The organism is Jingyaoa shaoxingensis (assembly GCF_014385005.1).
In the GTDB taxonomy this organism is placed as follows: Bacteria; Bacillota; Clostridia; order Lachnospirales; family Lachnospiraceae; genus Marvinbryantia; species Marvinbryantia shaoxingensis.
This window is the reverse complement of sequence record NZ_JACRSZ010000001.1, coordinates 588,597-613,907: the sequence shown is the minus strand read 5'-3', so window position 1 is coordinate 613,907 and position 25,311 is coordinate 588,597. Positions and strand designations below refer to the sequence as shown.

The 25,311-nt window shown below is 41.3% G+C and carries 22 protein-coding genes and 1 pseudogene; 21 read left to right on the top strand and 2 right to left on the bottom strand.

Going from position 1 to position 25,311, the window contains the following annotated elements; all coding sequences use genetic code 11:
* Window positions 1-54 precede the first annotated feature (54 nt).
* From deoD to rpoC, 4 genes are all read left to right on the top strand, one after another.
* Window positions 55-762: a purine-nucleoside phosphorylase gene (gene deoD / locus H8716_RS02905; protein WP_249307010.1), complete on the top strand. Its 708-nt coding sequence runs from the start codon at window positions 55-57 to the stop codon at window positions 760-762.
* 199 nt (window positions 763-961) lie between these two features.
* Window positions 962-2,026, top strand: coding sequence for a PTS transporter subunit IIC (locus H8716_RS02900; RefSeq protein ID WP_249307009.1), 1,065 nt, complete (start codon window positions 962-964; stop codon window positions 2,024-2,026).
* A gap of 438 nt (window positions 2,027-2,464) precedes the next feature.
* Entirely contained in the window at window positions 2,465-6,313 is a 3,849-nt protein-coding gene (gene rpoB / locus H8716_RS02895; RefSeq protein ID WP_249307008.1) for a DNA-directed RNA polymerase subunit beta, read from the top strand.
* A 14-nt stretch (window positions 6,314-6,327) separates the two neighbouring features.
* Window positions 6,328-10,035: a DNA-directed RNA polymerase subunit beta' gene (gene rpoC, locus H8716_RS02890; protein WP_249307007.1), complete on the top strand. Its 3,708-nt coding sequence runs from the start codon at window positions 6,328-6,330 to the stop codon at window positions 10,033-10,035.
* Window positions 10,036-10,138: 103 nt separating this feature from the next.
* Here the strand turns inward: rpoC and H8716_RS17680 are convergent, their stop codons facing one another.
* Window positions 10,139-11,182: a VanZ family protein gene (locus H8716_RS17680; protein WP_330606417.1), complete on the bottom strand. Its 1,044-nt coding sequence runs from the start codon at window positions 11,180-11,182 to the stop codon at window positions 10,139-10,141.
* A 230-nt stretch (window positions 11,183-11,412) separates the two neighbouring features.
* On the opposite strand from H8716_RS17680, the gene rpsL reads away from it, so the two are divergent.
* The 7 genes and pseudogenes from rpsL to H8716_RS02850 all read left to right on the top strand — a co-directional run.
* Window positions 11,413-11,835 carry a 30S ribosomal protein S12 gene (gene rpsL / locus H8716_RS02880; protein ID WP_249307006.1) on the top strand — a complete coding sequence of 141 codons (423 nt, stop codon included), beginning with the start codon at window positions 11,413-11,415 and terminating at the stop codon, window positions 11,833-11,835.
* A gap of 189 nt (window positions 11,836-12,024) precedes the next feature.
* A complete protein-coding gene (gene rpsG / locus H8716_RS02875) occupies window positions 12,025-12,495 on the top strand; it encodes a 30S ribosomal protein S7 (RefSeq protein WP_249307005.1) in 471 nt (156 codons plus the stop codon).
* Window positions 12,496-12,510: 15 nt separating this feature from the next.
* Window positions 12,511-14,628, top strand: a complete 2,118-nt coding sequence (gene fusA / locus H8716_RS02870) for an elongation factor G (RefSeq protein ID WP_283242904.1) — start codon at window positions 12,511-12,513, stop codon at window positions 14,626-14,628.
* Window positions 14,629-14,751: 123 nt separating this feature from the next.
* Window positions 14,752-15,939 (top strand): elongation factor Tu, encoded by a 1,188-nt coding sequence (gene tuf / locus H8716_RS02865; RefSeq protein WP_249307004.1) that lies wholly within the window; start codon window positions 14,752-14,754, stop codon window positions 15,937-15,939.
* Window positions 15,940-16,444: 505 nt separating this feature from the next.
* A complete protein-coding gene (gene dcd / locus H8716_RS02860; RefSeq protein ID WP_249307003.1) occupies window positions 16,445-17,068 on the top strand; it encodes a dCTP deaminase in 624 nt (207 codons plus the stop codon).
* The gene (locus H8716_RS02855) at window positions 17,069-17,527 is read left to right on the top strand and encodes a DUF3827 domain-containing protein (RefSeq protein ID WP_249307002.1); all 459 of its coding nucleotides are present in this window, start codon (window positions 17,069-17,071) and stop codon (window positions 17,525-17,527) included. It begins immediately after the preceding gene.
* A pseudogene (locus H8716_RS02850) lies at window positions 17,514-17,735 on the top strand (DUF1653 domain-containing protein); the annotation flags it as partial. The gene H8716_RS02855 and the pseudogene H8716_RS02850, both read left to right, overlap by 14 nt.
* A 362-nt stretch (window positions 17,736-18,097) precedes the next feature.
* Here the strand turns inward: H8716_RS02850 and H8716_RS02845 are convergent.
* The gene (locus H8716_RS02845) at window positions 18,098-18,712 is read right to left on the bottom strand and encodes a helix-turn-helix domain-containing protein (RefSeq protein WP_243008134.1); all 615 of its coding nucleotides are present in this window, start codon (window positions 18,710-18,712) and stop codon (window positions 18,098-18,100) included.
* 159 nt (window positions 18,713-18,871) lie between these two features.
* Between H8716_RS02845 and H8716_RS02840 the strand changes: the two genes are divergently transcribed.
* The 10 genes from H8716_RS02840 (at window position 18,872) to H8716_RS02795 (ending at window position 25,287) form a co-directional block, all read left to right on the top strand.
* Window positions 18,872-19,066, top strand: coding sequence for a helix-turn-helix domain-containing protein (locus H8716_RS02840; protein WP_008373524.1), 195 nt, complete (start codon window positions 18,872-18,874; stop codon window positions 19,064-19,066).
* Between the two features lie 14 nt (window positions 19,067-19,080).
* Window positions 19,081-20,298, top strand: coding sequence for a site-specific integrase (locus H8716_RS02835; RefSeq protein ID WP_249307000.1), 1,218 nt, complete (start codon window positions 19,081-19,083; stop codon window positions 20,296-20,298).
* The gene (locus tag H8716_RS02830; protein ID WP_181977662.1) at window positions 20,270-21,271 is read left to right on the top strand and encodes an AAA family ATPase; all 1,002 of its coding nucleotides are present in this window, start codon (window positions 20,270-20,272) and stop codon (window positions 21,269-21,271) included. The genes H8716_RS02835 and H8716_RS02830 overlap by 29 nt, the downstream gene beginning before the upstream one ends.
* 115 nt (window positions 21,272-21,386) lie before the next feature.
* A complete protein-coding gene (locus tag H8716_RS02825; RefSeq protein WP_330412578.1) occupies window positions 21,387-21,620 on the top strand; it encodes a complexin-2 in 234 nt (77 codons plus the stop codon).
* A 150-nt stretch (window positions 21,621-21,770) separates the two neighbouring features.
* Window positions 21,771-21,998 carry a DUF5348 domain-containing protein gene (locus tag H8716_RS02820; protein WP_008373529.1) on the top strand — a complete coding sequence of 76 codons (228 nt, stop codon included), beginning with the start codon at window positions 21,771-21,773 and terminating at the stop codon, window positions 21,996-21,998.
* Window positions 21,999-22,196: 198 nt separating this feature from the next.
* Entirely contained in the window at window positions 22,197-23,615 is a 1,419-nt protein-coding gene (locus tag H8716_RS02815) for a plasmid recombination protein (RefSeq protein WP_118333175.1), read from the top strand.
* A gap of 3 nt (window positions 23,616-23,618) precedes the next feature.
* Window positions 23,619-23,993 (top strand): TnpV protein, encoded by a 375-nt coding sequence (locus tag H8716_RS02810; protein ID WP_117598191.1) that lies wholly within the window; start codon window positions 23,619-23,621, stop codon window positions 23,991-23,993.
* 241 nt (window positions 23,994-24,234) lie between these two features.
* Entirely contained in the window at window positions 24,235-24,651 is a 417-nt protein-coding gene (locus H8716_RS02805) for a YjdF family protein (protein ID WP_249306999.1), read from the top strand.
* Between the two features lie 47 nt (window positions 24,652-24,698).
* Entirely contained in the window at window positions 24,699-24,896 is a 198-nt protein-coding gene (locus tag H8716_RS02800; protein WP_008373560.1) for a zinc ribbon domain-containing protein, read from the top strand.
* A 58-nt stretch (window positions 24,897-24,954) separates the two neighbouring features.
* Window positions 24,955-25,287, top strand: a complete 333-nt coding sequence (locus tag H8716_RS02795) for a DUF3784 domain-containing protein (RefSeq protein ID WP_117598193.1) — start codon at window positions 24,955-24,957, stop codon at window positions 25,285-25,287.
* The last annotated feature ends 24 nt before the right edge of the window (window positions 25,288-25,311 follow it).

Sequence of the window (25,311 nt, the reverse complement as noted above, 5' to 3'; positions counted from 1 at the left end):
TATATTATATGTAAATGCAGTTGTTTGAATTATAACTCAAAGGAGGAATGGATTATGGCAACACCACACAACGCGGCCAATATGGGCGACATAGCAGAAACTATTTTATTACCGGGAGATCCGCTTCGTGCAAAAGTCATCGCAGAGACATTTCTGGAGAATTCGGTACAGTTTAATACCGTTCGTAATATGTTTGGATACACAGGTACTTATAAAGGAAAGAAAGTATCTGTCATGGGAACCGGAATGGGAATGCCGTCCATTGGCATCTACAGCCATGAACTGATTCATTTTTATGGAGTGAAGAATCTGATTCGTGTGGGTTCCTGTGGAGCAACTCAGGAAAACGCAAAACTTGGAACTATTCTCATGGCACAGGGAGCATGCACGGACAGCAATTATGCACATCAGTATCAGCTGCCGGGTATTTTCAGTGCAATTGCGGATTTCACATTGTTAAAGACTGCGCAGGAGATGGCAGAAGCAGAAGGCTATCCATATATTGTAGGAAATATTTTATCCAGTGATGTCTTCTATACCGAAACACCGGAGTGGAAGCAGTGGGCGAAGATGGGCGTACTTGGTATCGAAATGGAAAGTTATGCACTTTACTGCGAGGCTGCAAGAGCAGGTGTGAGAGCACTTGGTATCTTTACCGTTTCAGATTCCATCGTGACCGGAGAAGCTACTACTGCAGAAGAAAGACAGAACAAGTTTACCAATATGATGAAAGTGGCTCTGGAGACAGCAATCAGACTGTAAGCAGAAAAGAACAATTGTTTAGAGAGACGAAAAAGATATACAACACAAAATCATGCTTCGGCATGATTTTTGTGCGTTATAAAGCTTTTTGCCTCAGGAGAAGAAAGCTATATTCACTTGATTTTATGAAAAGATTCCTGTATGATACTTATTAGCATGACAGGTGACAAGACATCTGAGAAGGCAGGAGGGAGACGCGATGAAAAGAATCAAAAATTTACTGGATCGTATTTTTATAGATGGTCTGAGTGGTATGGCACAGGGATTGTTTGCCACGCTGATTATCGGAACAATCATACAGCAGATCGGGACATTGGTCGGTGGCTCTACAGGAGATATGATCTATGCGGTTGGAAAGGTTGCCGCGGCACTGACTGGTGCGGGAATTGGTGTTGGCGTAGCTGCTAAGTTTAAAGAAAGTTACCTGGTTGTAGTATCGGCGGCAACTGCAGGTATGGTGGGAGCATTTGCCAGCAAGCTTCTGGCGGGTACAGTGCTGGTGGATGGAACGATGGTATTTGCTGGACCTGGCGAGCCACTGGGCGCATTTCTGGCAGCGTATATTGGTATTGAATGCGGACATCTGGTGGCCGGCAAGACAAAAGTAGATATTCTGGTAACACCGATTGTGACTATTGGAACCGGTTCGCTGGTTGGTCTCCTGGTAGGACCGGGCGTATCAAAGATCATGACCAGTCTTGGTGCAATGATTAACTGGGGCGTAGAGCAGCAGCCATTCCTGATGGGGATTGTGGTATCTGTACTGATGGGCATGATCCTTACCCTTCCAATCAGTTCTGCAGCACTTGGTATTATTCTGAATCTGTCCGGTCTGGCTGCCGGTGCAGCTACCGTTGGATGCTGCTGTAATATGGTGGGATTTGCGGTGGCATCTTATCGTGAGAATAAAATTGGCGGTCTGGTAGCGCAGGGGATCGGAACATCCATGTTGCAGGTACCGAACATTGTGCGCAAACCGGTCATCTGGCTTCCGGCAATACTTTCCAGCGCCATCTTGGGCCCGGTCGGAACCATGGTCTTCAAGATGACCAGCAATGCTACAGGATCTGGAATGGGAACGGCCGGGCTGGTGGGTCAGATCATGACCTGGCAGACCATGGTACCGGCAGAATCAGGAACCATCGTCCTGATCAAGATTCTTCTGATCCAGATCATCCTTCCGGCAGTCCTTACCCTCGCCATCTCAGAATATATGAGGAAAAAAGGCTGGATTAAATACGGTGATATGAAACTGGATATATAAAACAAAAGGCTTTCGTATATGAAGCGAAAATATTTTTGAAATTTTTACTATAAATTTTTGATACGCAGAATAAACGCCCTTCCAACCAGCTAAGATGATAGGAAGATTTTGGATGGAGCTGCGAGCATAGCGATCAGGGGATTTTCACAAACGCATCTATCGTGAAAATTCCCTGATCCATAAGCGGCGCAGCAACTCCCCAAAATCGACGAATCGCAGCGGATGGAAGGGTGTTGTTTATTCGTTCGGCAAACTTTTGAAAAAAATTTAAAAACCATTTGACAACTTCTTGAATTGGTGATACAGTATAGGTTGCATTATTGTGCGGGAGTATGCTTTTGGGTGAAATTTACCCAAAATGAAACTTGTTGCATTTTTACGAAAAAGAACAAGAACACACCGGCACATTTATATAAAAAGACAGGGGTGAAACGTCATATGGAGAAAAACAGGATACGTCCTATCACAAACGGCAACAGTTTCCGAATGAGTTACTCAAGACAGAAAGAGGTTCTTGAGATGCCGAACCTGATCGAGGTTCAGAAGGACTCATACCAGTGGTTTTTGGACGAAGGCCTCAATGAAGTATTTGATGATATCTCACCGATTCGCGATTACAGCGAAAAGCTCAGCCTGGAATTCGTAGATTTCAAGCTTTGTGAGGATGATGTCAAATACTCAATCGAAGAGTGCAAAGAGCGTGACGCTACTTATGCAGCTCCTTTGAAAGTTAAGGTCAGACTTCATAACAGAGAGACTGACGAAATCAATGAACATGAAATATTCATGGGAGATCTTCCGCTGATGACAGCTACCGGTACGTTCGTAATTAACGGTGCAGAACGTGTTATCGTTAGCCAGTTGGTTCGTTCTCCGGGCATTTACTATGCAATCGCACATGACAAACTTGGTAAGAGACTGTTTTCTTCTACCGTTATTCCGAACCGTGGTGCATGGCTGGAATATGAGACAGACTCCAATGACGTATTTTATGTTCGTGTAGACAGAACCAGAAAAGTACCGATTACCGTATTGATCCGTGCACTTGGTGTCAGCACTAACGCTGAGATTCTGGAATTATTCGGCGAAGAACCGAAGATTCTGGCAACACTGACCAAGGATGTATCTACGAATTATAAAGAAGGTCTTCTGGAACTGTATAAGAAGATCCGTCCGGGTGAACCGTTAGCTGTGGAGAGTGCAGAAAGTCTCATAACGGCTATGTTTTTTGACCCGAGAAGATACGATCTTGCAAAAGTCGGACGTTATAAATTCAACAAAAAGTTAATGCTTCGTAACCGTATTGCAGGACATGTACTGTCTGAGGATGTAGTAGATCCATCCACCGGTGAAGTTCTGGTAGAAGCAGGTACAAAATTAACACGCGAACTGGCTGACGACATTCAGAATGCGGCAGTTCCATTTGTCTGGATTCAGACAGAAGAACGCAATGAAAAAGTTCTGTCCAGCATGATGGTAGATATCACCAAATGGGTAGATATCGATGAAGAAGAAGCAAGAAGCCTTGGCGTGACAGAATTAGTATATTATCCGGTGCTGTCTTCTATACTGGAAGAAAATGAAAGCCTGGATGATATCAAAGATGCAATTAAGAGAGATATTCATGACCTGATTCCGAAGCATATTACAAAAGAAGATATTTTTGCTTCTATTAACTACAATATGCATCTGGAATATGGCATTGGAAATGACGATGATATTGATCACCTGGGTAACAGACGTATCCGTGCGGTAGGTGAACTGCTTCAGAATCAGTACCGTATCGGTCTGTCCAGACTGGAGAGAGTGGTTCGTGAAAGAATGACCACACAGGATCTGGAGGGTATTTCCCCACAGTCCCTGATCAATATCAAACCGGTTACCGCAGCAGTAAAAGAGTTCTTCGGATCTTCCCAGCTGTCACAGTTCATGGATCAGAACAACCCTCTTGGTGAGCTGACTCATAAGAGACGTCTGTCCGCACTGGGACCTGGTGGTCTGTCACGAGACAGAGCCGGATTCGAGGTTCGAGATGTACATTACTCCCATTATGGAAGAATGTGTCCTATCGAGACTCCTGAAGGACCGAACATCGGTCTGATCAACTCTCTTGCATGCTACGCAAGAATTAACCAGTATGGTTTCGTTGAGGCACCATACCGAAAGATTGATAAAACAGATCCTAAGAATCCGCGTGTCACAGATGAAGTAGTCTATATGACAGCTGATGAAGAGGATAATTACCATGTAGCACAGGCGAATGAGCAGCTGGATGAAGATGGATATTTTGTTCGTAAGAATGTATCCGGTCGTTACAGAGAAGAGACACAGGAATACGAACGCAGTATGTTTGATTACATGGATGTATCTCCTAAGATGGTGTTCTCTGTGGCTACAGCCCTCATTCCTTTCCTGCAGAACGACGATGCGAACCGTGCGCTGATGGGATCCAACATGCAGCGTCAGGCCGTACCGCTTCTGACAACAGAAGCACCTGTAGTTGGTACTGGTATGGAGACTAAGGCAGCTGTTGATTCAGGTGTCTGCGTCGTTGCAAAACATGCCGGTGTGGTAGAGACAGTTACATCCAAAGAGATCGTAATCAGAACAGATGACGGACAGAAGGATGAATATCATCTGACCAAGTTCCTGCGAAGCAATCAGAGCAACTGTTACAACCAGAAGCCAATCGTATTCAAAGGCAACCGTGTGGCAGAAGAACAGGTTATTGCAGACGGACCATCTACTTCCAATGGAGAGATCGCTCTTGGTAAGAACCCACTGATCGGTTTCATGACATGGGAAGGTTACAACTACGAGGATGCGGTTCTGTTAAGTGAAAGACTGGTTATGAACGATGTATATACATCTGTTCATATTGAAGAATACGAGGCAGAAGCCCGTGATACAAAGCTGGGACCGGAAGAGATTACAAGAGATGTTCCTGGTGTCGGTGATGACGCATTAAAGGATCTGGATGAAAGAGGTATCATCCGTATCGGTGCAGAGGTTCGTGCCGGTGATATCCTGGTTGGTAAAGTAACTCCGAAGGGAGAAACAGAGCTGACAGCTGAAGAGAGACTGCTTCGTGCTATTTTCGGTGAAAAAGCACGTGAAGTAAGAGATACCTCTCTGAAAGTACCTCATGGTGAATACGGTATCGTTGTAGATGCAAAAGTATTCACAAGAGAAAATGGTGATGAACTGGCACCTGGAGTAAACCAGGCAGTCAGAATCTATATTGCACAGAAGAGAAAGATTTCCGTTGGTGATAAGATGGCTGGACGTCACGGTAACAAGGGTGTCGTTTCCCGTGTATTACCGGTAGAAGATATGCCATTCCTGCCAAACGGACGTCCACTGGATATCGTGCTGAATCCTCTGGGTGTGCCTTCTCGTATGAATATTGGACAGGTGCTGGAGATTCATTTGAGTCTTGCTGCAAAAGCTCTTGGCTTTAATATTTCCACTCCGGTATTTGATGGTGCAAACGAAATCGATATCATGGACACTCTGGATCTGGCAAACGATTATGTCAATCTGGAATGGGATGAATTCAAAGCAAAACATGGCGAAGAACTGCTTCCGGAAGTCCTGGATTATCTGTATGAGAACAGAGATCACAGAGAACTGTGGAAGGGTGTGCCGCTGTCCAGAGACGGTAAGGTAAGACTTCGTGATGGTAGAACAGGAGAGTTCTTTGACAGCCCTGTAACCATCGGACACATGCATTATCTGAAACTGCACCACCTGGTTGATGATAAGATCCATGCACGTTCTACAGGTCCTTACTCTCTGGTAACACAGCAGCCTCTGGGAGGTAAAGCTCAGTTCGGTGGACAGCGTTTCGGAGAGATGGAAGTTTGGGCTCTGGAAGCATACGGAGCATCTTACACACTGCAGGAGATCCTGACAGTAAAATCTGATGACGTTGTTGGTCGTGTGAAGACATACGAAGCAATCATTAAGGGTGAGAATATTCCTGAACCGGGTATCCCGGAATCCTTTAAGGTTATGCTGAAGGAACTGCAGGCTCTTGGTCTGGATGTCAAAGTCCTTGGCGAGAACCAGCAGGAAGTAGAGATTATGGAAACTGTTGATTATGGTGAAACAGATATCCGTTCCGTCATTGAAGGAGACAGAGGCTATAAGCGTGAGGAAAATTCTTTTGGCAGCTATGGATTCAGCCAGCAGGAATTCTCCGGTGATGAGCTTGTAGACGTACAGGAGTCCGAAGATGAAGAAACCGTTGATGTGGATGACAGCTTCGATGATGATGTAGAATAGGGAGGGAACCATTCATGGCAGAAGTAACAAATAAAGAAGTTTATCAGCCAATTTCGTTTGATGCGATCAAGATTGGCCTGGCATCTCCTGAGAAAATCAGAGAGTGGTCCCATGGAGAAGTAAAAAAACCGGAAACCATTAACTACAGAACACTGAAACCGGAAAAAGATGGACTCTTCTGCGAGCGTATTTTCGGACCTAGCAAGGACTGGGAGTGCCACTGTGGTAAATATAAGAAAATCCGTTATAAAGGTGTTGTCTGCGACCGCTGTGGTGTGGAAGTAACCAAATCCAGCGTTCGTAGAGAACGTATGGGTCATATTGAATTGGCTGCACCGGTTTCCCATATCTGGTATTTCAAGGGTATTCCTTCCAGAATGGGACTGATACTGGATTTATCACCGCGTGTACTGGAAAAAGTCCTGTACTTTGCAAACTACATCGTACTGGATGCCGGTGATACCAACCTGATGTACAAACAGGTGCTGACAGAAAAAGAATATCAGGAAGCAAGAGAAGCCTATGGAGATACATTTCGTGTCGGCATGGGTGCAGAAGCTATCAAAGAGCTTCTGGAAGCAATTGATATGGATAAGGAATCTGCAGAACTGCAGGCTGCTCTGGCTGAATCATCAGGACAGAAGCGTGCCCGTATCGTAAAGAGACTGGAAGTAGTCGAAGCATTCCGTGAATCTGGTAATAAGCCGGAATGGATGATTATGACTGTCATTCCGGTTATTCCGCCGGATATCCGACCGATGGTACAGCTGGATGGTGGACGTTTTGCCACATCTGACTTAAACGATCTGTATCGTCGTATTATCAACCGTAACAACCGTCTGAAAAGACTGTTAGAGCTGGGCGCACCGGATATCATCGTTCGTAACGAGAAGAGAATGCTGCAGGAATCCGTAGATGCTCTGATCGATAACGGCCGTAGAGGACGTCCGGTAACCGGACCGGGTAACAGACCACTGAAGTCCCTGTCCGATATGTTGAAGGGTAAATCAGGTCGTTTCCGTCAGAACCTGTTAGGAAAACGAGTTGACTATTCAGGACGTTCCGTTATCGTCGTTGGTCCTGAACTGAAAATTTACCAGTGCGGTCTGCCACAGGAGATGGCGATTGAGCTGTTCAAGCCTTTCGTTATGAAAGAACTGGTGGCAAACGGTACTTCTCATAATATTAAGAACGCCAAGAAGATGGTCGAGAGACTGGAACCACAGGTATGGGATGTCCTGGAACAGGTTATCAAAGAGCATCCGGTTATGTTAAACCGTGCTCCTACACTGCACAGACTTGGTATTCAGGCATTTGAACCGATTCTGGTTCAGGGAAAAGCGATTAAGCTTCATCCGCTGGTTTGTACTGCGTTCAACGCTGACTTTGATGGTGACCAGATGGCGGTTCATCTTCCGCTGTCCGTAGAAGCACAGGCAGAATGCCGTTTCCTGCTTCTCTCACCGAACAACCTGCTGAAGCCGTCTGATGGTGGCCCGGTAGCCGTTCCTTCACAGGATATGGTCCTTGGTATCTACTATCTGACACAGGAAAGACCCGGAGCAAAGGGAGAAGGTAAGTTCTTCAAGAGCGTTAACGAAGCAATCCTTGCTTACGAGAACCAGGTAATTACTCTTCAGACAAAGATTCATGTTCGTGTCACCAAGACGATGCCGGACGGAACCGAAAAGACAGGAATAGTAAGTTCCACACTGGGAAGATTTATCTTCAATGAGATTCTTCCTCAGGACCTTGGATTTGTGGACAGAAGCAATCATGAAAATGATCTTGCCCTGGAAGTTGACTTCCATGTAGGTAAGAAAGGTCTGAAACAGATCCTTCAGAAGGTTATTAATACACATGGAGCTACCAAGACAGCAGAAGTGCTGGATGATATCAAGTCCATGGGTTACAAATATTCTACAAGAGCGGCCATGACCGTATCCATTTCCGATATGACCGTGCCGCCACAGAAACCACAGCTGATTGCTGAGGCTCAGGATACAGTAGATAAGATTACCAAAAACTACAAACGTGGTCTGATCACAGAAGAAGAACGTTACAAAGAAGTCGTTGAGACCTGGAAGAATACCGATGATATTCTGACCAAAGCTCTGCTGGATGGTCTGGATAAGTACAACAACATTTACATGATGGCTGACTCCGGAGCCCGTGGTTCCGATAAGCAGATCAAACAGCTGGCAGGTATGCGAGGACTGATGGCCGATACAACCGGTCACACGATCGAACTTCCTATTAAGTCCAACTTCCGTGAAGGTCTGGACGTACTGGAATACTTCATGTCTGCGCATGGAGCCCGTAAAGGTCTGTCCGATACCGCTCTTCGTACCGCTGACTCTGGTTACCTGACCAGACGTCTGGTAGACGTATCACAGCATCTGATCATTCGTGAGACAGACTGCTGCGAAGGAAAAGAAGCCCCGGGTATGTATGTACAGGCACTTCGGGATGGTAAAGAAGAGATCGAGAGTCTTCAGGAACGTATCACAGGAAGATTCTCCTGCGAGACTATCTGTGATAAGAATGGTGAAGTTATCGTTAAGGCAAACCATATGATTACACCGAAGCGTGCTGCTAAGATCATTTCTGAAGGTGTAGATGCAGAAGGCAAGCCATTTGAAAAGATCAAGATTCGTACCGTGCTGACCTGTAAGTCACACATCGGTGTCTGCGCAAAATGTTATGGTTCCAACCTGGCAACCGGTGAACCGGTACAGGTAGGTGAATCCGTAGGTATTATTGCAGCACAGTCTATCGGTGAACCTGGTACACAGCTGACCATGCGTACATTCCATACTGGTGGTGTTGCCGGTGGAGATATCACACAGGGTCTTCCTCGAGTTGAGGAGCTTTTCGAAGCAAGAAAACCTAAGGGTCTTGCAATCATCACAGAGATCGCCGGTAAGGTTGAGATTCGTGATACTAAGAAGAAACGTGAGATTATTGTGACCAATCAGGAGACAGGAGAGTCTAAGACTTACCTGATCCCATATGGTTCCAGAATCAAGGTTCTGGATGGCGTAGAACTGGGAGCCGGTGATGAACTGACCGAAGGTAGCGTAAACCCACATGATATCTTAAGAATCAAAGGTGTTCGTGCCGTACAGGATTACATGATCCAGGAAGTACAGCGTGTATACCGTCTGCAGGGTGTAGAAATCAACGATAAGCATATCGAAGTAATTGTACGCCAGATGCTGCAGAAGATCAGAATTGAGGAAGCAGGAGATACCGAATTCCTTCCGGGAACACAGGTTGATATCCTTGATTTTGAAGATACCAATGAGAAGATGATCGAAGAAGGCAAAGAGCCTGCAGAAGGAAAACAGGTAATGCTTGGTATTACCAAAGCTTCCCTGGCTACCAACTCCTTCCTGTCAGCTGCCTCCTTCCAGGAAACAACCAAGGTTCTGACGGAAGCTGCAATCAAGGGTAAAGTCGATCCACTGATTGGTATGAAAGAAAATGTAATCATCGGTAAACTGATTCCGGCTGGTACCGGTATGAAGAGATATCGTAATGTTCACCTGAATACAGAGTATATGCAGGATGAGCCAGAAGATGATGATATCCTTTTCGATGATGACCTGATGGATTACGATGATGTAGAAGAAATGGCAGAAGAGACTGCAGCAGAGGACGTAATCGAAGATTTTACAGAAGAAGCGGTAGAAGATACAGAAGCTACTACAGAAGAATAATCATGATGATCCGAAAACATCACCGTTGTTTTCGGATCAAAAAATAGGAGCCATACATCAATGCAGCGATGTATGGCTCCTATTTTGCAGATGATAAAATTACTTACTTAGAAGAATCTTCATCTTCCGGGAAGTAATCATCCATCCAGTCCTGGAACGGATCCTTTGGATCATAAGGCTTTGGCTTGCCATCATAAGCACTCTTCATAAAGAAAGGTTCTTCTTTATCAGAATTGTTTTCTTCATAATCAAAATCGTCATCTTCCATCTGAGGCGGCATGTCATAAGGTGGCTGTTCCTGAAAATCTGGCTGTTCCCCATAGAACGGTTCTTCCGGAAATGGGGATTGCGCCGGGTAAGGAGGGTGTTCCTGAAAATTTTGCTGTGACTTCCAGGAATCCTTACCATAATAACGGTGCCCCTGTGTATATTGAGGGGGCTCCTGATAAGGTGGCTGCTGTTGGTAAGGCGCATCATTCCGAAAAGTCGGCTGATTCCAGTTGGACGGTGGCGCCTGATAGTGGGGCTGCTCCTGGTAAGGCGGGTAACTGCCACCAGGATTATATGGAGGAAGATCCTCATCCTCATTATAATGGTAAGTATCATTATAATTATTGTTTTTATTATATTTTTTAACTTTCTTTGTTTTAACTTTCTTCTTGCGTGGGCGGAAAATCGTCTTTCGTCCGGTCCATCCAATGATACGTACCAGAACAATTCCCCAGAAGACACCGAAACTGTCGATACCCACATCTCTAAACGAAGGGCTTCGCCCGGATACAAAGGATTGATGATATTCATCTCCGGTGGCAAATCCGACACAGATGATCCCGGCCAGAAGCATCAGCCAGATACCATGTACACCATATACATATAATGGAAAGGACACTGCAATAGCCAGTGCAAAATATTCTGTCATATGAGCCAGCTTACGGGTAACTCCGTGAATGCGCTGCGCCCATGAATCCATCTGCCAGTAGTCCAGATTGGTCTCAAACACATAATCAGCAGTTTCTACTATTTTATAGCTGACCTTGTAACTCAGCTGAGAAGAAACTTCAGCCGGCTGGGCAGAAAAATGATAAATCATCATCATCAGTAAAATGGCAGGAATAAATGACAGGGGTTTTAATAAGGTCCTGATCATAAGAACACTCCTTTTTCTTTAAATTTGTTCCTAATCATATCATGAGAAAGAAAAAGTGTCTATTGTTTTTAGAAAAATATAAGAAAGTTCTTGACAGAAGGAAATCTAATCACTATAATTTAACCGTATGCGACGAGAATCAAAGGTATAAGTGCGCATACACGGAATTATTCAAGAATGAATAACCGGCAACCACACCCCATGAGGGAATAACACAGGAGGTAAAAAGAATGCCAACATTTAATCAGTTAGTAAGAAAAGGCAGACAGACAACATCTAAAAAATCTACTGCTCCAGCACTTCAGAAAGGCTTTAACTCCCTGAAGAAGAAAAGCACTGATACATCTGCTCCACAGAAAAGAGGAGTTTGTACAGCTGTTAAGACAGCTACACCTAAGAAGCCTAACTCAGCTCTTAGAAAGATCGCCAGAGTTCGTCTGTCAAACAACATTGAAGTAACAAGCTACATTCCAGGTGAAGGACACAATCTGCAGGAGCATAGCGTAGTTCTTATCCGCGGTGGTAGAGTAAAAGACTTACCAGGTACAAGATACCACATCATCCGTGGTACACTGGATACAGCAGGTGTTGCTAAGAGAAGACAGGCTCGTTCCAAATACGGAGCAAAGAGACCAAAAGACGCTAAGAAATAATTCTTAGATTGTAGTTAGTATTATTTTTAAGAAGTAAAATAATTCGTATCACAAACAGAACTAGTATTAGTGCCGGGGTTCTATTACCAGGTGGTTGCAGGTTTAAATAGAAGCTTTCGAGCACGAACACATTAGAACGACACATGTGAGTACCGATGAATTAATGAATATATTAAGGAGGGAAGTAACGTGCCACGTAAAGGACATACTCAGAAAAGAGACGTATTAGCAGATCCGTTATACAATAACAAAGTGGTTACAAAGCTCATCAACAACATCATGTTAGATGGTAAAAAAGGTGTAGCTCAGAAGATCGTATACGGAGCATTTGATAGAGTGGCTGAGAAGACTGAAAAGCCAGCTATCGAAGTATTTGAAGAAGCTATGAACAACATTATGCCTGTACTGGAAGTAAAGGCAAGACGTATCGGTGGAGCTACCTATCAGGTACCTATCGAGGTAAGAGCTGACAGACGTCAGGCATTAGCTCTTCGCTGGTTAACAATGTTCTCCCGCAAGAGAGGCGAGAAAACAATGGAAGAAAGACTTGCGAACGAAATTATGGATGCAGCCAATAACACAGGTGCAGCTGTAAAGAGAAAAGAAGACATGCACAAGATGGCAGAAGCAAACAAAGCTTTCGCTCACTACAGATTCTAATAGGAGGAATTTACCTTGGCTGGAAGAGAATATCCGTTGGAGAGAACCAGAAATATTGGTATTATGGCGCATATTGATGCTGGTAAGACAACATTAACAGAGCGTATCCTGTATTACACTGGTGTTAACTATAAAATCGGTGATACTCATGAAGGTACTGCTACCATGGACTGGATGGAGCAGGAGCAGGAAAGAGGTATCACAATTACTTCAGCAGCTACAACTTGTCACTGGACACATCAGGAAAACTGTAAGCCACAGCCAGGTGCTCTGGAACATCGTATCAATATCATTGATACTCCAGGACACGTTGACTTTACAGTAGAAGTAGAACGTTCCCTTCGTGTACTGGATGGCGCTGTCGGCGTCTTCTGTGCAAAGGGTGGTGTTGAGCCTCAGTCAGAAAACGTATGGCGTCAGGCGGATACCTACAATGTACCACGTATGGCATTCATCAACAAGATGGATATCCTTGGTGCTAACTTCTATGGTGCTGTAGATCAGATCAGAACAAGACTTGGTAAGAACGCTATCGTTCTTCAGCTGCCAATCGGTAAGGAAGATGAATTCAAGGGAATCATCGACCTGTTCGAAATGAAAGCATATATTTATAATGATGAAAAGGGTGAAGATATTTCTATCGTAGATATTCCGGAAGATATGCAGGAAGATGCGGAACTGTATCATACAGAACTCGTTGAAAAGATCTGCGAACTGGATGATGATCTGATGATGGAATATCTGGAAGGTGAAGAACCATCCGTTGAAGCTCTGAAGAAGGTCCTGAGAAAAGGTACATGTGAATGTACAGCAGTTCCGGTTTGCTGTGGTACAGCTTACCGTAACAAAGGTGTTCAGAAGCTTCTGGATGCTATTATCGATTTTATGCCATCACCTATCGATATCCCATCTATCAAGGGTGTTGATATGGAGGGAAATGAAGTGGAAAGACATTCTTCTGATGAAGAACCATTCTCCGCTCTGGCATTCAAGATTATGGCTGACCCATTTGTTGGTAAACTGGCATTCTTCCGTGTTTACTCAGGTACTATGAACTCTGGTTCTTATGTATTGAACGCAACAAAGGGTAAAAAGGAGCGTGTAGGACGTATCCTTCAGATGCATGCGAACAAGAGACAGGAACTGGATAAAGTTTATTCAGGAGATATCGCTGCAGCAGTTGGTTTCAAGAACACAACTACAGGTGATACCATTTGTGATGAACAGCATCCGGTAATTCTGGAATCCATGGAATTCCCAGAACCAGTTATCGAGCTGGCTATTGAGCCGAAGACCAAAGCTGGTCAGGGTAAAATGGGTGAAGCTCTTGCAAAACTTGCAGAAGAAGACCCTACTTTCCGTGCTCATACTGATCAGGAAACAGGTCAGACAATCATCGCTGGTATGGGTGAACTTCACCTGGAAATCATCGTTGACCGTCTGCTTCGTGAATTTAAGGTAGAGGCTAACGTAGGTGCACCTCAGGTTGCTTACAAAGAAACCTTTACAAAAGAGGTTACAGTTGACAGCAAGTATGCTAAACAGTCCGGTGGACGTGGACAGTACGGTCACTGTAAAGTTATCTTCACACCTATGGATCCAAACGGTGAAGAGACCTTCAAGTTTGAATCTACTGTAGTCGGTGGTGCTATTCCTAAGGAATACATTCCAGCTGTAGGAGAAGGTATTGAAGAAGCTGCTCAGTCTGGTATCCTTGGAGGATTCCCTGTACTTGGTGTACACGCTAACGTATACGATGGATCTTACCATGAAGTCGACTCTTCTGAAATGGCATTCCACATTGCCGGTTCTATGGCATTCAAGGACGCTATGAAGAAGGGCGGAGCAATCTTACTTGAGCCGATCATGAAGGTTGAAGTAACTATGCCGGAAGAATACATGGGTGATGTTATCGGTGATATCAACTCCCGTCGTGGACGTATCGAGGGTATGGATGATATCGGCGGTGGAAAGATCGTTCGCGGATACGTACCGCTGGCAGAAATGTTCGGATACTCTACAGACCTTCGTTCCAAGACACAGGGACGTGGTAACTACTCTATGTTCTTCGAGAAATATGAGCCAGTACCAAAGTCTGTACAGGAAAAAGTACTGAGCGATAAGTCTAAATAAGACAGAATAAATAAAAATAGGCTTGAAAATATCTAAGATTTGAAATATAATCTTAGATAGCCTGTTATATTTTATAACAATCATAATCGCAGAAAGCGTATAGTTTTAAGGAGGAAAATCACAATGGCAAAGGCTAAATTTGAGAGAACCAAACCACATTGTAATATCGGTACCATCGGACACGTTGACCATGGTAAAACAACTTTAACAGCAGCTATCACAAAAGTTCTGTCTGAAAGAGTTGCTGGTAACACAGCTACAGATTTCGAAAACATCGATAAAGCTCCAGAAGAAAGAGAACGTGGTATCACAATTTCTACAGCTCACGTAGAATATGAAACAGAAAAGAGACACTATGCACACGTTGACTGCCCGGGTCATGCTGACTACGTTAAGAACATGATCACTGGTGCTGCTCAGATGGATGGCGCTATCCTGGTTGTAGCTGCTACTGATGGTGTTATGGCTCAGACAAAGGAACATATCCTTCTGTCCCGTCAGGTAGGTGTACCTTACATCGTAGTATTCATGAACAAATGTGATATGGTAGACGACGAAGAACTTCTTGAACTCGTTGAAATGGAAATCACAGAACAGCTGGAAGAATATGAATTCAAAGATTGCCCAATCATCAAAGGTTCCGCTCTGATGGCTCTGCAGGATCCAATGGGACCATGGGGAGACAAGATCATGGAACTGATGGACACAATTGACGAATATATCCCAGATCCAAAGCGTGCTACAGACCAGCCATTCCTGATGCCTGTAGAGGACGTTTTCTCTATCACAGGTCGTGGTACTGTTGCAACTGGTAGAGTAGAACGTGGTGTTCTTCATGTATCTGACGAAGTTGAAATCGTTGGTATCAAAGAAGAAACTCGTAAAGTAGTTGTAACTGGTGTTGAAATGTTCCGTAAACTCCTTGATGAAGCTCAGGCTGGTGATAACATTGGTGCTCTTCTTCGTGGTGTTCAGAGAACTGATATCCAGCGTGGACAGGTACTTGCTAAACCAGGTACTGTTACATGCCACACAAAGTTCACAGCTCAGGTTTACGTTCTGACAAAAGATGAAGGTGGACGTCATACTCCATTCTTCAACAACTATCGTCCACAGTTCTACTTCAGAACAACTGACGTAACAGGTCTGATCACTCTTCCAGAAGGAACAGAGATGTGCATGCCTGGTGATAACGTAGAAATGACTATCGAACTGATCCATCCAATCGCTATGGAACAGGGTCTTACTTTCGCTATCCGTGAAGGTGGACGTACTGTTGGATCAGGACGTGTTGCTACAATCATCGAGTAATCACTGATTAATATATATTGAGTACCGCAAGGTACATGTGTCCAAACGTAAGATACCCCGGAACCGCAAGGTTTCCGGGGTTTTTCTGTTGAGTAAAAGTTTAAAATAAGGCTGTAAAGAATAGCGAATAAATTAAAAACAGGCAGGTATAGGAAGAAAATGAAAATCTTCGCATATCTGCCTGTGATACTGTTATGATACTATTTCTGTTCGTTATTGGAAAATTAATTGATAAAAATAACTGTTCAATATTTGTGATCCGAAGTGATTATTTTGTATCTTGTTATTGTTTTTAGAAAATGTGTATCTGGCATAAAAGCATGGGAGTCGAAGTGCACAATTGCAATGTAGTTTAGTATATAGAACATAAGTATTCAAGTAAATACAGAAAAACTTTAGTATTGAATTGGATAAAGTGATCCGATTAAAATTTTTGAGATTTAAACATTGTATTTAGGAGGAAAGTGTATTATTATATTTATATTATTGAACGCAGGTGAGGATTATGATTTTAACAGATAAAGAGATAAGGAAGTTATGTATTGACACAAAATTTCAAAAAAATAGTGAGTCATTAATAAGCCCTTTTTCAGAGACAGCATTGCAGAGTGAATCTTATGATTTAGCAATTGGAAACATGGTTGCTGTTTTGAAAAAGGAGATTAAGTGTATTAGTTTATACGATCAGAATGACATTGACAGTATGTATGAGGAAAGAGAGTTGCCAATTTCTGGATATACAATTTCTCCTAAAGAATATCTTTTGGTGTCTTTATCTGAAAAAATTAATCTTCCAGATAATATTACAGCACATATTCGACCAAGAACCAAATTTACAAGATTAGGATTGCTTGTAAGTGACCAACATTGTAACTCTACATATACGGGCAATTTAAAAATTGGATTATTTAATGCAACAAATTATGCTATAAAGATTTATCCTGGAATCAGAATTGCTCAGATGGTTTTTGAAGAATTAAAGTCAAGGCCATCAGAGATGAAACAATATAAAAACAAAAAAAATGCAGCATATCAAAATGAAGAAAAGTTTATTGGCGCAAAATTATCTGATGAATTTGAGGCAAAGGTTTTAGATACGGTAAATTTATTATTGAAAAAGGAAAATTAAATGTCAGAAACTTTAAAAACAGTGCTTGATAAATACATAGAGTCTCAGAATAAAGTAGTATTCAGAGAGAATGCAGTACCAGAAGACAAAGACGGCTATGTAGATGCTATAAAAAAGAGTTTAACAGATAAAATTTATGATGAAATCCGTGCAGAGGTACGAGACGAAGCATTAGCTGATGCATCAAAAATTATTGAAGAAAAAGCGGGTTTAAAGCGTATAGATGAATTTAGAAAATTGGCAATCAATGGTGTAATAGTTGCCTTTTTTGTTGGTTTGTTGGTGAATCAATCGACAGATATTATTGACTATTGGAAAGGAAGCTTTCAAGCATCTAATATTTGGATTACTGTAGGAATAGCAGTAGCATTATTAGTAATATGCATAATAATTTTTACATATATGTTTATTTCAGAATTGATGAAAATGCTTAGAAAGGATAAAAATGAGACAAATTGAAGTTGGAAAAAAATATAAGCATTTTAAAAATAAAGAGTATCTGATATTGGCTATAGCAACACATTCAGAAACTGGAGAAAAGTATGTAGTGTATAAGGCATTATATGGAAAACAAGAAATTTATGTTAGACCGTATAATATGTTTATATCTGAAGTTGACCATAAAAAATATCCAGATATAGTACAAAAGTATAGATTTGAGTTAATAAATTAATTTTTTGAGATGCAAGAGTTCAATTTATGAAAAATATTTAACAGAATGAGTGAAATATTTTAGAAATTAAATAGGTAAAGAAGTTATAAAGAATTTCTAAATATATTTGAGGAAAGTGAACGTGTTGCTACAGTTATCGAATAATTTTAGCATAACATCTTAATTATATAAATAGAGTACCGCAAGGTACATTGTGTCCAAACGTAAGATACCCCGGAACCGTAAGGTTTCCGGGGTTTTTCTGTTGAGTAAAAGTTTAAAATAAGGCTGTAAAGAATAGCGAATAAATTAAAAACAGGCAGGTATAGGAAGAAAATGAAAATCTTCGCATATCTGCCTGTGATACTGTTATGATACTATTTCTGTTCGTTATTGGAAAATTTCTGTGCTAAAAGTTCATCTCGTTTACGGATTCGTGTCTCAAAATCCAGTTCTTCAATTTCTTTATGGGTGACAGGTTTGGAAGTGTAGTATTCCAATGTCTGCTTTTTCCACATATCAAACATATCTTTACCTGTGAAATAAGATTCCAGGCTTTCTCTGTTCTCCTGCAGATCAGCAAGAAAATTACACATATCTGCATTTAAAGAGTGTTCCGGATCATTTCCATAAAAGCGAAGTCCGGCATACCATTTCTGTGTTTCTGTTTCTATATCACCGGGAAATTTATTATTTATATCCAGTTCATACCGGAGTTCATTGGATTCATTCATCTGCAATAAAACCCAAATAATATCGCTGAGAGTAGAAATCTGTACTTTATTTTCAGATAATCCAAATAACCAGTCCAGTGAGACATGAAATTTCTGAGCAATAGTCAATAGCACATCATTGGAGGGAGTAACCACACCATTTTCATAACTGGATAAAGTTGACTGACGTATACCGATAGCTGCAGAAAAGTTTTTCTGATTCATCTTCAGATCAGTTCGCAGCTCTTTTATTTTTTCTGAAATAGATGATTCCTGCATATTATCCACCTCCTTAAAAGCTATGATTAGTATATCACAAATGATAAAAATCAACAATATAGAAAAATATCATTCATACAGATAAAAATTATTGACAATGATTATTTAAAATGATATAGTATCAGTGAAAATGATAATTATAGATAAGGAGGAAATGATATGCAGAGACAGAACTATATGATTACAGCGGAAGAAGTTGCAGAGAGCATGGGGATTTCACTTGGATATGCTTACAAACTGCTTCGCAAACTGAACAAAGAGCTTGCAGATCAGGGATATGTAACCGTTTCGGGCAAGATACCGAGGGCATTCTGGGAAAAGAAATTTTATGGATATTCCCAGATTGCAATGTAAGGGGGTGAGAAAGTATGGCAGCATACAAAGATGAAGAAAGAGGAACCTGGTATGTTTCATTTTATTATGAGGACTGGACAGGAGCCAAAAAGCGAAAAGTAAAAAGAGGATTCCGCACTAAGAAAGAAGCATTAAATTTTGAAGCGGAGTATAAAAGAACAGCGAAAGCAGACATGGATATGACAATGGGAGAGTTTGTAGAAGTCTACTTCCGAGACAAGTCTCAGTCATTGAAGGACAGGAGTATCAAGAACAAAAGAGATACGATGAATGCTCAACTGTTACCGTATTTTAAGGACAGACCGATGAACAGTATCACACCAGCAGAGATTATCCAGTGGCAGAATACGATTATTGAAAAAAGATATTCAGATGATTATCTGAAAACAATACAGAATCAGATGACGGCATTGTTCAATCATGCGAAGAATATCTACAATCTGGCAGATAATCCCTGTGACAAAGTAAAACGTATGGGAAAGACTTCAAAAAAGAAAATGAAGTTTTGGACAATTGAAGAATATCGGCAGTTTATGACCGGAATCGAACCGGGAAGCAAATATTATGTGCTGTTTGAATTATTATTCTGGACAGGAGCGAGAGAAGGCGAAGCACTCAGCATTACACCTGCTGACATTGATTTTGAAAGGAATCTACTTCATATCAATAAAACTTACTACCGTATGCATGGAGAGGACGTGATTACATCTCCCAAAACAGAAGAATCGAACCGTACGATTTCCATACCGGAATTTCTGAAAAAAGAGATTCAGGACTATATTAGCAGACTGTATGAGTTGCCCGAAGATGAACGGATTTTTCCAATGGTTCATGAAGCAGTACAGCATAAGTTAAAACAGGTGGTTCAAAAGACCGGAGTAAAAAAGATAAGAGTACACGACATTCGTCACAGTCATGCGGCATTTCTGATTAATAAGGGAGTGCAACCATTGATGATTAAAGAAAGGTTTGGACATACGGACATTCGCATTACATTGAATACTTATGGGCACTTATATCCAGATCAGCAGAAAGTGGTGGCAGATATGCTGGATGATGAAAATATAAAAAGCTCCGGAAGTACGAACAACCGGAGCAATGTGACAAATGGGGACGAATCCACAAATGTCAACCCTAGACAAGTTGATTATAGCAGGGATTCTTCCAGAGAACAACAGAGAATTGGCGAGAACAGTTGGGAAAATGGAGGAATTTATGGAACAGAGAAATGAGAATAAAACAGATTTGAAAATGATAAAGATGTCAGATGTCCAGTCCCAGACAGTGGACTGGCTCTGGTATCCATTTATCCCTTATGGGAAATTAACGATCATTCAGGGTGATCCGGGCGATGGAAAAACTACGCTGATATTAAATATTGCAGCGAGATTGTCTAAAGGAGAAGGTCTGGATAACGATATGAAAGTAACAGAACCAGTAAATATTATTTATCAGACAGCGGAAGATGGGCTGGCAGATACGGTAAAACCCAGACTGGAGCTGGCAGAAGCGGTCTGTGAAAGAATCATGGTTATAGATGAAACAGAAAAATCACTTTCCATGATAGATGAGAGACTGGAAACTGCTATCAAACGGACTGGTGCGAGAGTGCTTATTTTAGATCCGATTCAGGCATACCTTGGAGGAACAATGGATATGAACCGGGCAAATGAAGCAAGGGATATGACAAAAAGATTGAGCTTGCTGGCAGAAAAGTATAAATGTGCAATTTTATTAATCGGACATATGAATAAAGCTGGTGGAAATAAAGCTGCATATAGAGGAATGGGTTCGATTGACTTTTTTGCAGTAGCCAGAAGCGTATTACTGGTAGGAAGAATAGAGGGAGAACCGGACTTAAGAGCAGTGGTTCAGATTAAAAATAATCTGGCTGCATTTGGACATTCCAAAGCATTTCGCCTGACAGAAACCGGATTTGAGTGGATAGGTGACTATGAAATCACAGCAGATGAGGTGCTTGGTGGAATTGCTCCAAAGGTAAATAAACTGGAACAGGCAAAAAAGATGCTGAGGGAACTGGCAGAAACATCAGCTTCTGTGCAAAGCAGTGAAATCTTTGATATGGCAGAAGATTTGAATATTTCTAAAAGAACACTGGAAAATGCAAAAAAGGAACTTGGAATTAAGGCAAGACGAATCGGTAATTCATGGTATTGGGATTTAGATAAAGTTAAGCCGGAATAAATTAAGGGTGCAACATTGCAGAGTATATAGAAAATGCGGAATTAAAATGCAAGGTTGCAATCTGTAAAGACATTGCAGTGTTGCGTCCTTACATAAATTGTAAGAAGGTGAGAACTTGAAAAACGTTATGATTCCAGAGGAGTTATTTGGAAAGATTATAAAATATCATTTACTGGATCAGGAACAGGAAGCAGATGATATAAGAAAAGGTTTGGAGAAAAAGCTGGATGCAATGGTAAATCGTGAGGTATACAGTAAATCCAAAACTGCACCAACAGAAGAAGAACGGGAAAAGTTCCGGCAGGAGTATCTGGACAGAAAAGGAATGCAAGAGAGCTTTCGATGGTAACAGTTCTTATTGACTATCTTTTTACAGGAGCGTGTCACGCACCTGTGAGAAGTAAACAAGGAGAAAGTTGGTAAGGTGCAGACGGAAAACTATGGCTGGAATGTGAGATTACTGTAAATTTGATAGTTGTGAAGAAGGGAGAAAGATACAATGAAACAGGGAAGATTAGGATATAACAGCAGTAATGACAGATATGGATTGTTGGCATCAGACTTATGGATTGATACGGGATTTCACTGTGGAGAAGGTCTTGAGGTGCTGGTTGATGATAAGTGGGTACGGACAAGAATGGAGATGAATCCGGCAAGAGAATGGTATCTGGTGGGAACATCATATTGCGGAGATCTGGAATATGTACAGGCAAGAATACCGGAATAATTTGATTGGATAGCCCCCGGCAGGGCGCAAGGGTACCTTTTGATGGACGGTACGGCTGTCGAAAGTGCTTTTGCGTTACTTTTGACAAAAGTAACAAAACCGCCGTATCCGGCGAAAATTTCTTAATATCGCCATGACTGGCGTAAATAAAAATTATGTGCTATCTGGCACTTGCTCAGAAAAGAGGTGAGAAACATTATGATAAAACGAACAATTAGCGGTATGATAGGGAAAGGTTCTTTGGCCCATAACAGGAGAGAGTTTTTCGCAGAGAATGTAGAACCGGACAGAGTACAATTAAATATTTGTTACCAGAATGAAAATCTGAAGGAAGTCTATAAAGAGTTATTTGATGATGCTGTGGGGAGATACAACATCGGAAAAAGAAAAGATCGGCAGATTACAAATTACTATGAAAAAATTCGGCAGGGAAAACAAGAGAAGTTGTTCCACGAAGTGATTTTTCAAATTGGAAATCGAGAAGATATGGCTGTCGGAACAGTAGAAGGAGATCTGGCTGTAAAAGTGCTGGATGAATATGTAAAGGACTTCCAGAAACGGAATCCAGCGCTACGGGTATTTGGGTGTTATCTACATCAGGATGAGTCTACTCCACATTTACATATTGATTTTATTCCTTATGTGACTGATTGGAAAGGAAAAGGAATGGACACCAGAGTTTCGTTGAAACAGGCATTAAAAAGTCTTGGATTTCAAGGTGGAAATAAGCATGATACAGAGTTGAACCAGTGGATGAACCATGAAAAAAAGGTCCTGGCAGAGATTGCAAAACAGCATGGCATTGAATGGGAACAGAAAGGTACTCATGAGGAACATTTGGATGTTTATAACTTCAAGAAGAAAGAGCGAAAAAAGGAAGTACAGGAGCTGGAGCAGGAGAAAGAGTATCTAACTGCAGAAAACGAAGAACTGACAGCACAAATTGCGGAATTCAGAGCAGATATCCAGATTTTAAAAGACGATAAGGAACAGGCAATCAGGGAGAAACAAGAAGCAGAACAAAGGGCAGAGGACGCAGAAAAAGAAGTAAAAAGTCTGGAAGAGCGTCGAGATGTGCTGCAGCCGATTATGGATAATGCCAGTAAAGAAATAAAAGAATATGGAATGATTAAGACGTTTTTACCGGAGGCAGGAACATTTGAACGTGCAGTACCTTACAGAGAAAATAAAATCAAGCCATTGTTTATCAAGATGAAGAATCAGATTGCTGCATTAGCTGGAAAGGTTGTAGAACTTAACAAAACGATAGAAAGCTGGAAAAACAAATATCAAAAATCTACGGAGAAATGTGATGATATCCAAACGCAGTTAGATGATGTGCGTAAAGAAAATGGGGAATTATTAAATGATAATCAACGTTTACAAGAGATTTCGGACAGATATGACAGAGTGGTGCGTATTTTGGGATCAGAAACTGTAGAGGATGTGGTGCAGCAGGATATTAAAGAACAGAGGACACTGGAAGAAAAACGGCGAATGGAGCAAATGCCAAAGGGAAGCGTTCTGAAACAGTTGGAATGGGCGACTCAAAAGAGTCAGATTGAAAACCAACAACGTAAGAAAAATAGAACAAAATACAAAGGATTGGAGATTTAGACTATGAAAAAACAATTTTATGATGAAAAAAATGGAATGAGCTATACATTGCATGGAGATTACTATTTGCCGGATCTGGTTTTAAGAGAAGAAGAGCCGACATATGGAAAATATGGAATGTTACGAAAGCAGTTCTTAAAAGAACACAGATCAGCAAGGTATCAGTATTTGTTATTGATTGGAAAGCTGAATGAACATCTGAATCAGACTGATCAGGAAGCTAGAGAACAGGTGGAAACGCTTATGGAACAGATGACAGAAAAACAGGGTGTAACTGAAGAATTAAAGGCACAGGATCAGATGGAGTGGGTCAGGCTGATGAATAATATAAAAGCTAGTGCAGAAGAAATTGTATTGAAAAACATGATATATGTGTGATTGCGAGGGGGATAAAATCGCTTTTTTACATTTTTGTATATTAGAATAGAACTTTAGAAAGCACTATGGTAAAATAAAGTGAAGGTAAATTGAAACTTATCAAAACAAAGATAAAAACGCAACGTGCATCTTTGATGTGCCAGAGCCGGTAGGTAGCCCGGCCGTCCTATATAAATAGGGTAAGTAACCTGCCCCTCCGGGTTGTCCATTCTTTGTTCAATAAATTTTAGGAGGGATTTTTATGGACAGAGTAAATGGAAGATTGACGGTATATTTTGAAGAACCATTTTGGGTAGGCATATTTGAGCATATTGAAGATGGTAAATTATCTGTGGCAAAGGTAACATTTGGCGTAGAACCAAAAGATTATGAAGTGCAGGAATATATTCAAAAATACTATTTCGGTTTGAAATTCAGTCCGGCTGTTGAAGCTATTGTAAAGGATATAAAAAGAAATCCGAAACGGATGCAGTGTTCAGCAAAAAAGCAGATGCTGGAAACTGGCATTGGCACAAAATCGCAACAGGCGTTGAAATTACAACAGGAACAGAACAAACAGGAGCGTAAAGAAAAAAAACGAAAGAAAAAAGAGGCGGAAGAACAGCGAATGTTTGAACTAAAACAGCGAAAGAAAAGAGAAAAGCATAAGGGACATTAAAAGTCCTTTGGGCTTTTTCTCAAATTCGGGATTTGGAGGTATAAACAATGAGGAAATGTGAAAAGTGTGGAGCAAGTATGAAATTAGATTTAAGACTTAAAGTTAATGGCGGTGGCTATGGGATGGTTGTTCGTGTAGATGAAAAACAAAAGGCGACAACTATAGATGATGTTAGAGTTGCAGTCTGCCCAGAATGTGGTTATACAGAAATGTATTTAGAGGATTTAACGAAATTGAAATCTTAAAAGACAACTTTCAGATTTTTAGAATTAAGAAAAACGGAATTTAGGGAGGGGTCTATAATTGAAATTAGCAGATTTAGCAACAGGTTCTGATTGGATAGTGTGGATTGTCTTTGTAATATTTGCTGTACTTTCTATAGTTTTACTTTCTGGACACGGAAGCTGGTTTATTTCTGGATATAATACAGCTTCAAAAGAAGAAAAGAAAAAATATGATGAAAAGAAGTTATGCAGGACAATGGGAGTTGGAATGTCTATTATAGCAATTCTTGTATTAATTATGGGCTTGCTTGAAAATATTTTGCCTGCATTTTTTGTATATATTGCATTGGGAATCATTGTAGTTGATGTCGTGGTTATTATCATTTTAGAAAACACACTATGCAAAAAGTAATAATTTCTGGTTTGAGGAATTGAC

Excerpts from the sequence above, each read along its gene's own strand:
- deoD (WP_249307010.1), top strand. The coding sequence starts at position 55 with ATGGCAACACCACACAACGCGGCCAATATGGGCGACATAGCAGAAACT.
- H8716_RS02855 (WP_249307002.1), top strand. The coding sequence starts at position 17,069 with ATGTCAGAAACTTTAAAAACAGTGCTTGATAAATACATAGAGTCTCAG.
- rpoB (WP_249307008.1), top strand. The coding sequence starts at position 2,465 with ATGGAGAAAAACAGGATACGTCCTATCACAAACGGCAACAGTTTCCGA.
- dcd (WP_249307003.1), top strand. The coding sequence starts at position 16,445 with ATGATTTTAACAGATAAAGAGATAAGGAAGTTATGTATTGACACAAAA.
- H8716_RS02810 (WP_117598191.1), top strand. The coding sequence starts at position 23,619 with ATGAAAAAACAATTTTATGATGAAAAAAATGGAATGAGCTATACATTG.
- H8716_RS02800 (WP_008373560.1), top strand. The coding sequence starts at position 24,699 with ATGAGGAAATGTGAAAAGTGTGGAGCAAGTATGAAATTAGATTTAAGA.
- tuf (WP_249307004.1), top strand. The coding sequence starts at position 14,752 with ATGGCAAAGGCTAAATTTGAGAGAACCAAACCACATTGTAATATCGGT.
- H8716_RS17680 (WP_330606417.1), bottom strand. The coding sequence starts at position 11,182 with ATGATCAGGACCTTATTAAAACCCCTGTCATTTATTCCTGCCATTTTA.
- H8716_RS02820 (WP_008373529.1), top strand. The coding sequence starts at position 21,771 with ATGAAACAGGGAAGATTAGGATATAACAGCAGTAATGACAGATATGGA.
- H8716_RS02835 (WP_249307000.1), top strand. The coding sequence starts at position 19,081 with ATGGCAGCATACAAAGATGAAGAAAGAGGAACCTGGTATGTTTCATTT.
- H8716_RS02900 (WP_249307009.1), top strand. The coding sequence starts at position 962 with ATGAAAAGAATCAAAAATTTACTGGATCGTATTTTTATAGATGGTCTG.
- H8716_RS02815 (WP_118333175.1), top strand. The coding sequence starts at position 22,197 with ATGATAAAACGAACAATTAGCGGTATGATAGGGAAAGGTTCTTTGGCC.
- H8716_RS02845 (WP_243008134.1), bottom strand. The coding sequence starts at position 18,712 with ATGCAGGAATCATCTATTTCAGAAAAAATAAAAGAGCTGCGAACTGAT.
- rpoC (WP_249307007.1), top strand. The coding sequence starts at position 6,328 with ATGGCAGAAGTAACAAATAAAGAAGTTTATCAGCCAATTTCGTTTGAT.
- rpsL (WP_249307006.1), top strand. The coding sequence starts at position 11,413 with ATGCCAACATTTAATCAGTTAGTAAGAAAAGGCAGACAGACAACATCT.
- H8716_RS02840 (WP_008373524.1), top strand. The coding sequence starts at position 18,872 with ATGCAGAGACAGAACTATATGATTACAGCGGAAGAAGTTGCAGAGAGC.
- H8716_RS02830 (WP_181977662.1), top strand. The coding sequence starts at position 20,270 with ATGGAGGAATTTATGGAACAGAGAAATGAGAATAAAACAGATTTGAAA.
- H8716_RS02805 (WP_249306999.1), top strand. The coding sequence starts at position 24,235 with ATGGACAGAGTAAATGGAAGATTGACGGTATATTTTGAAGAACCATTT.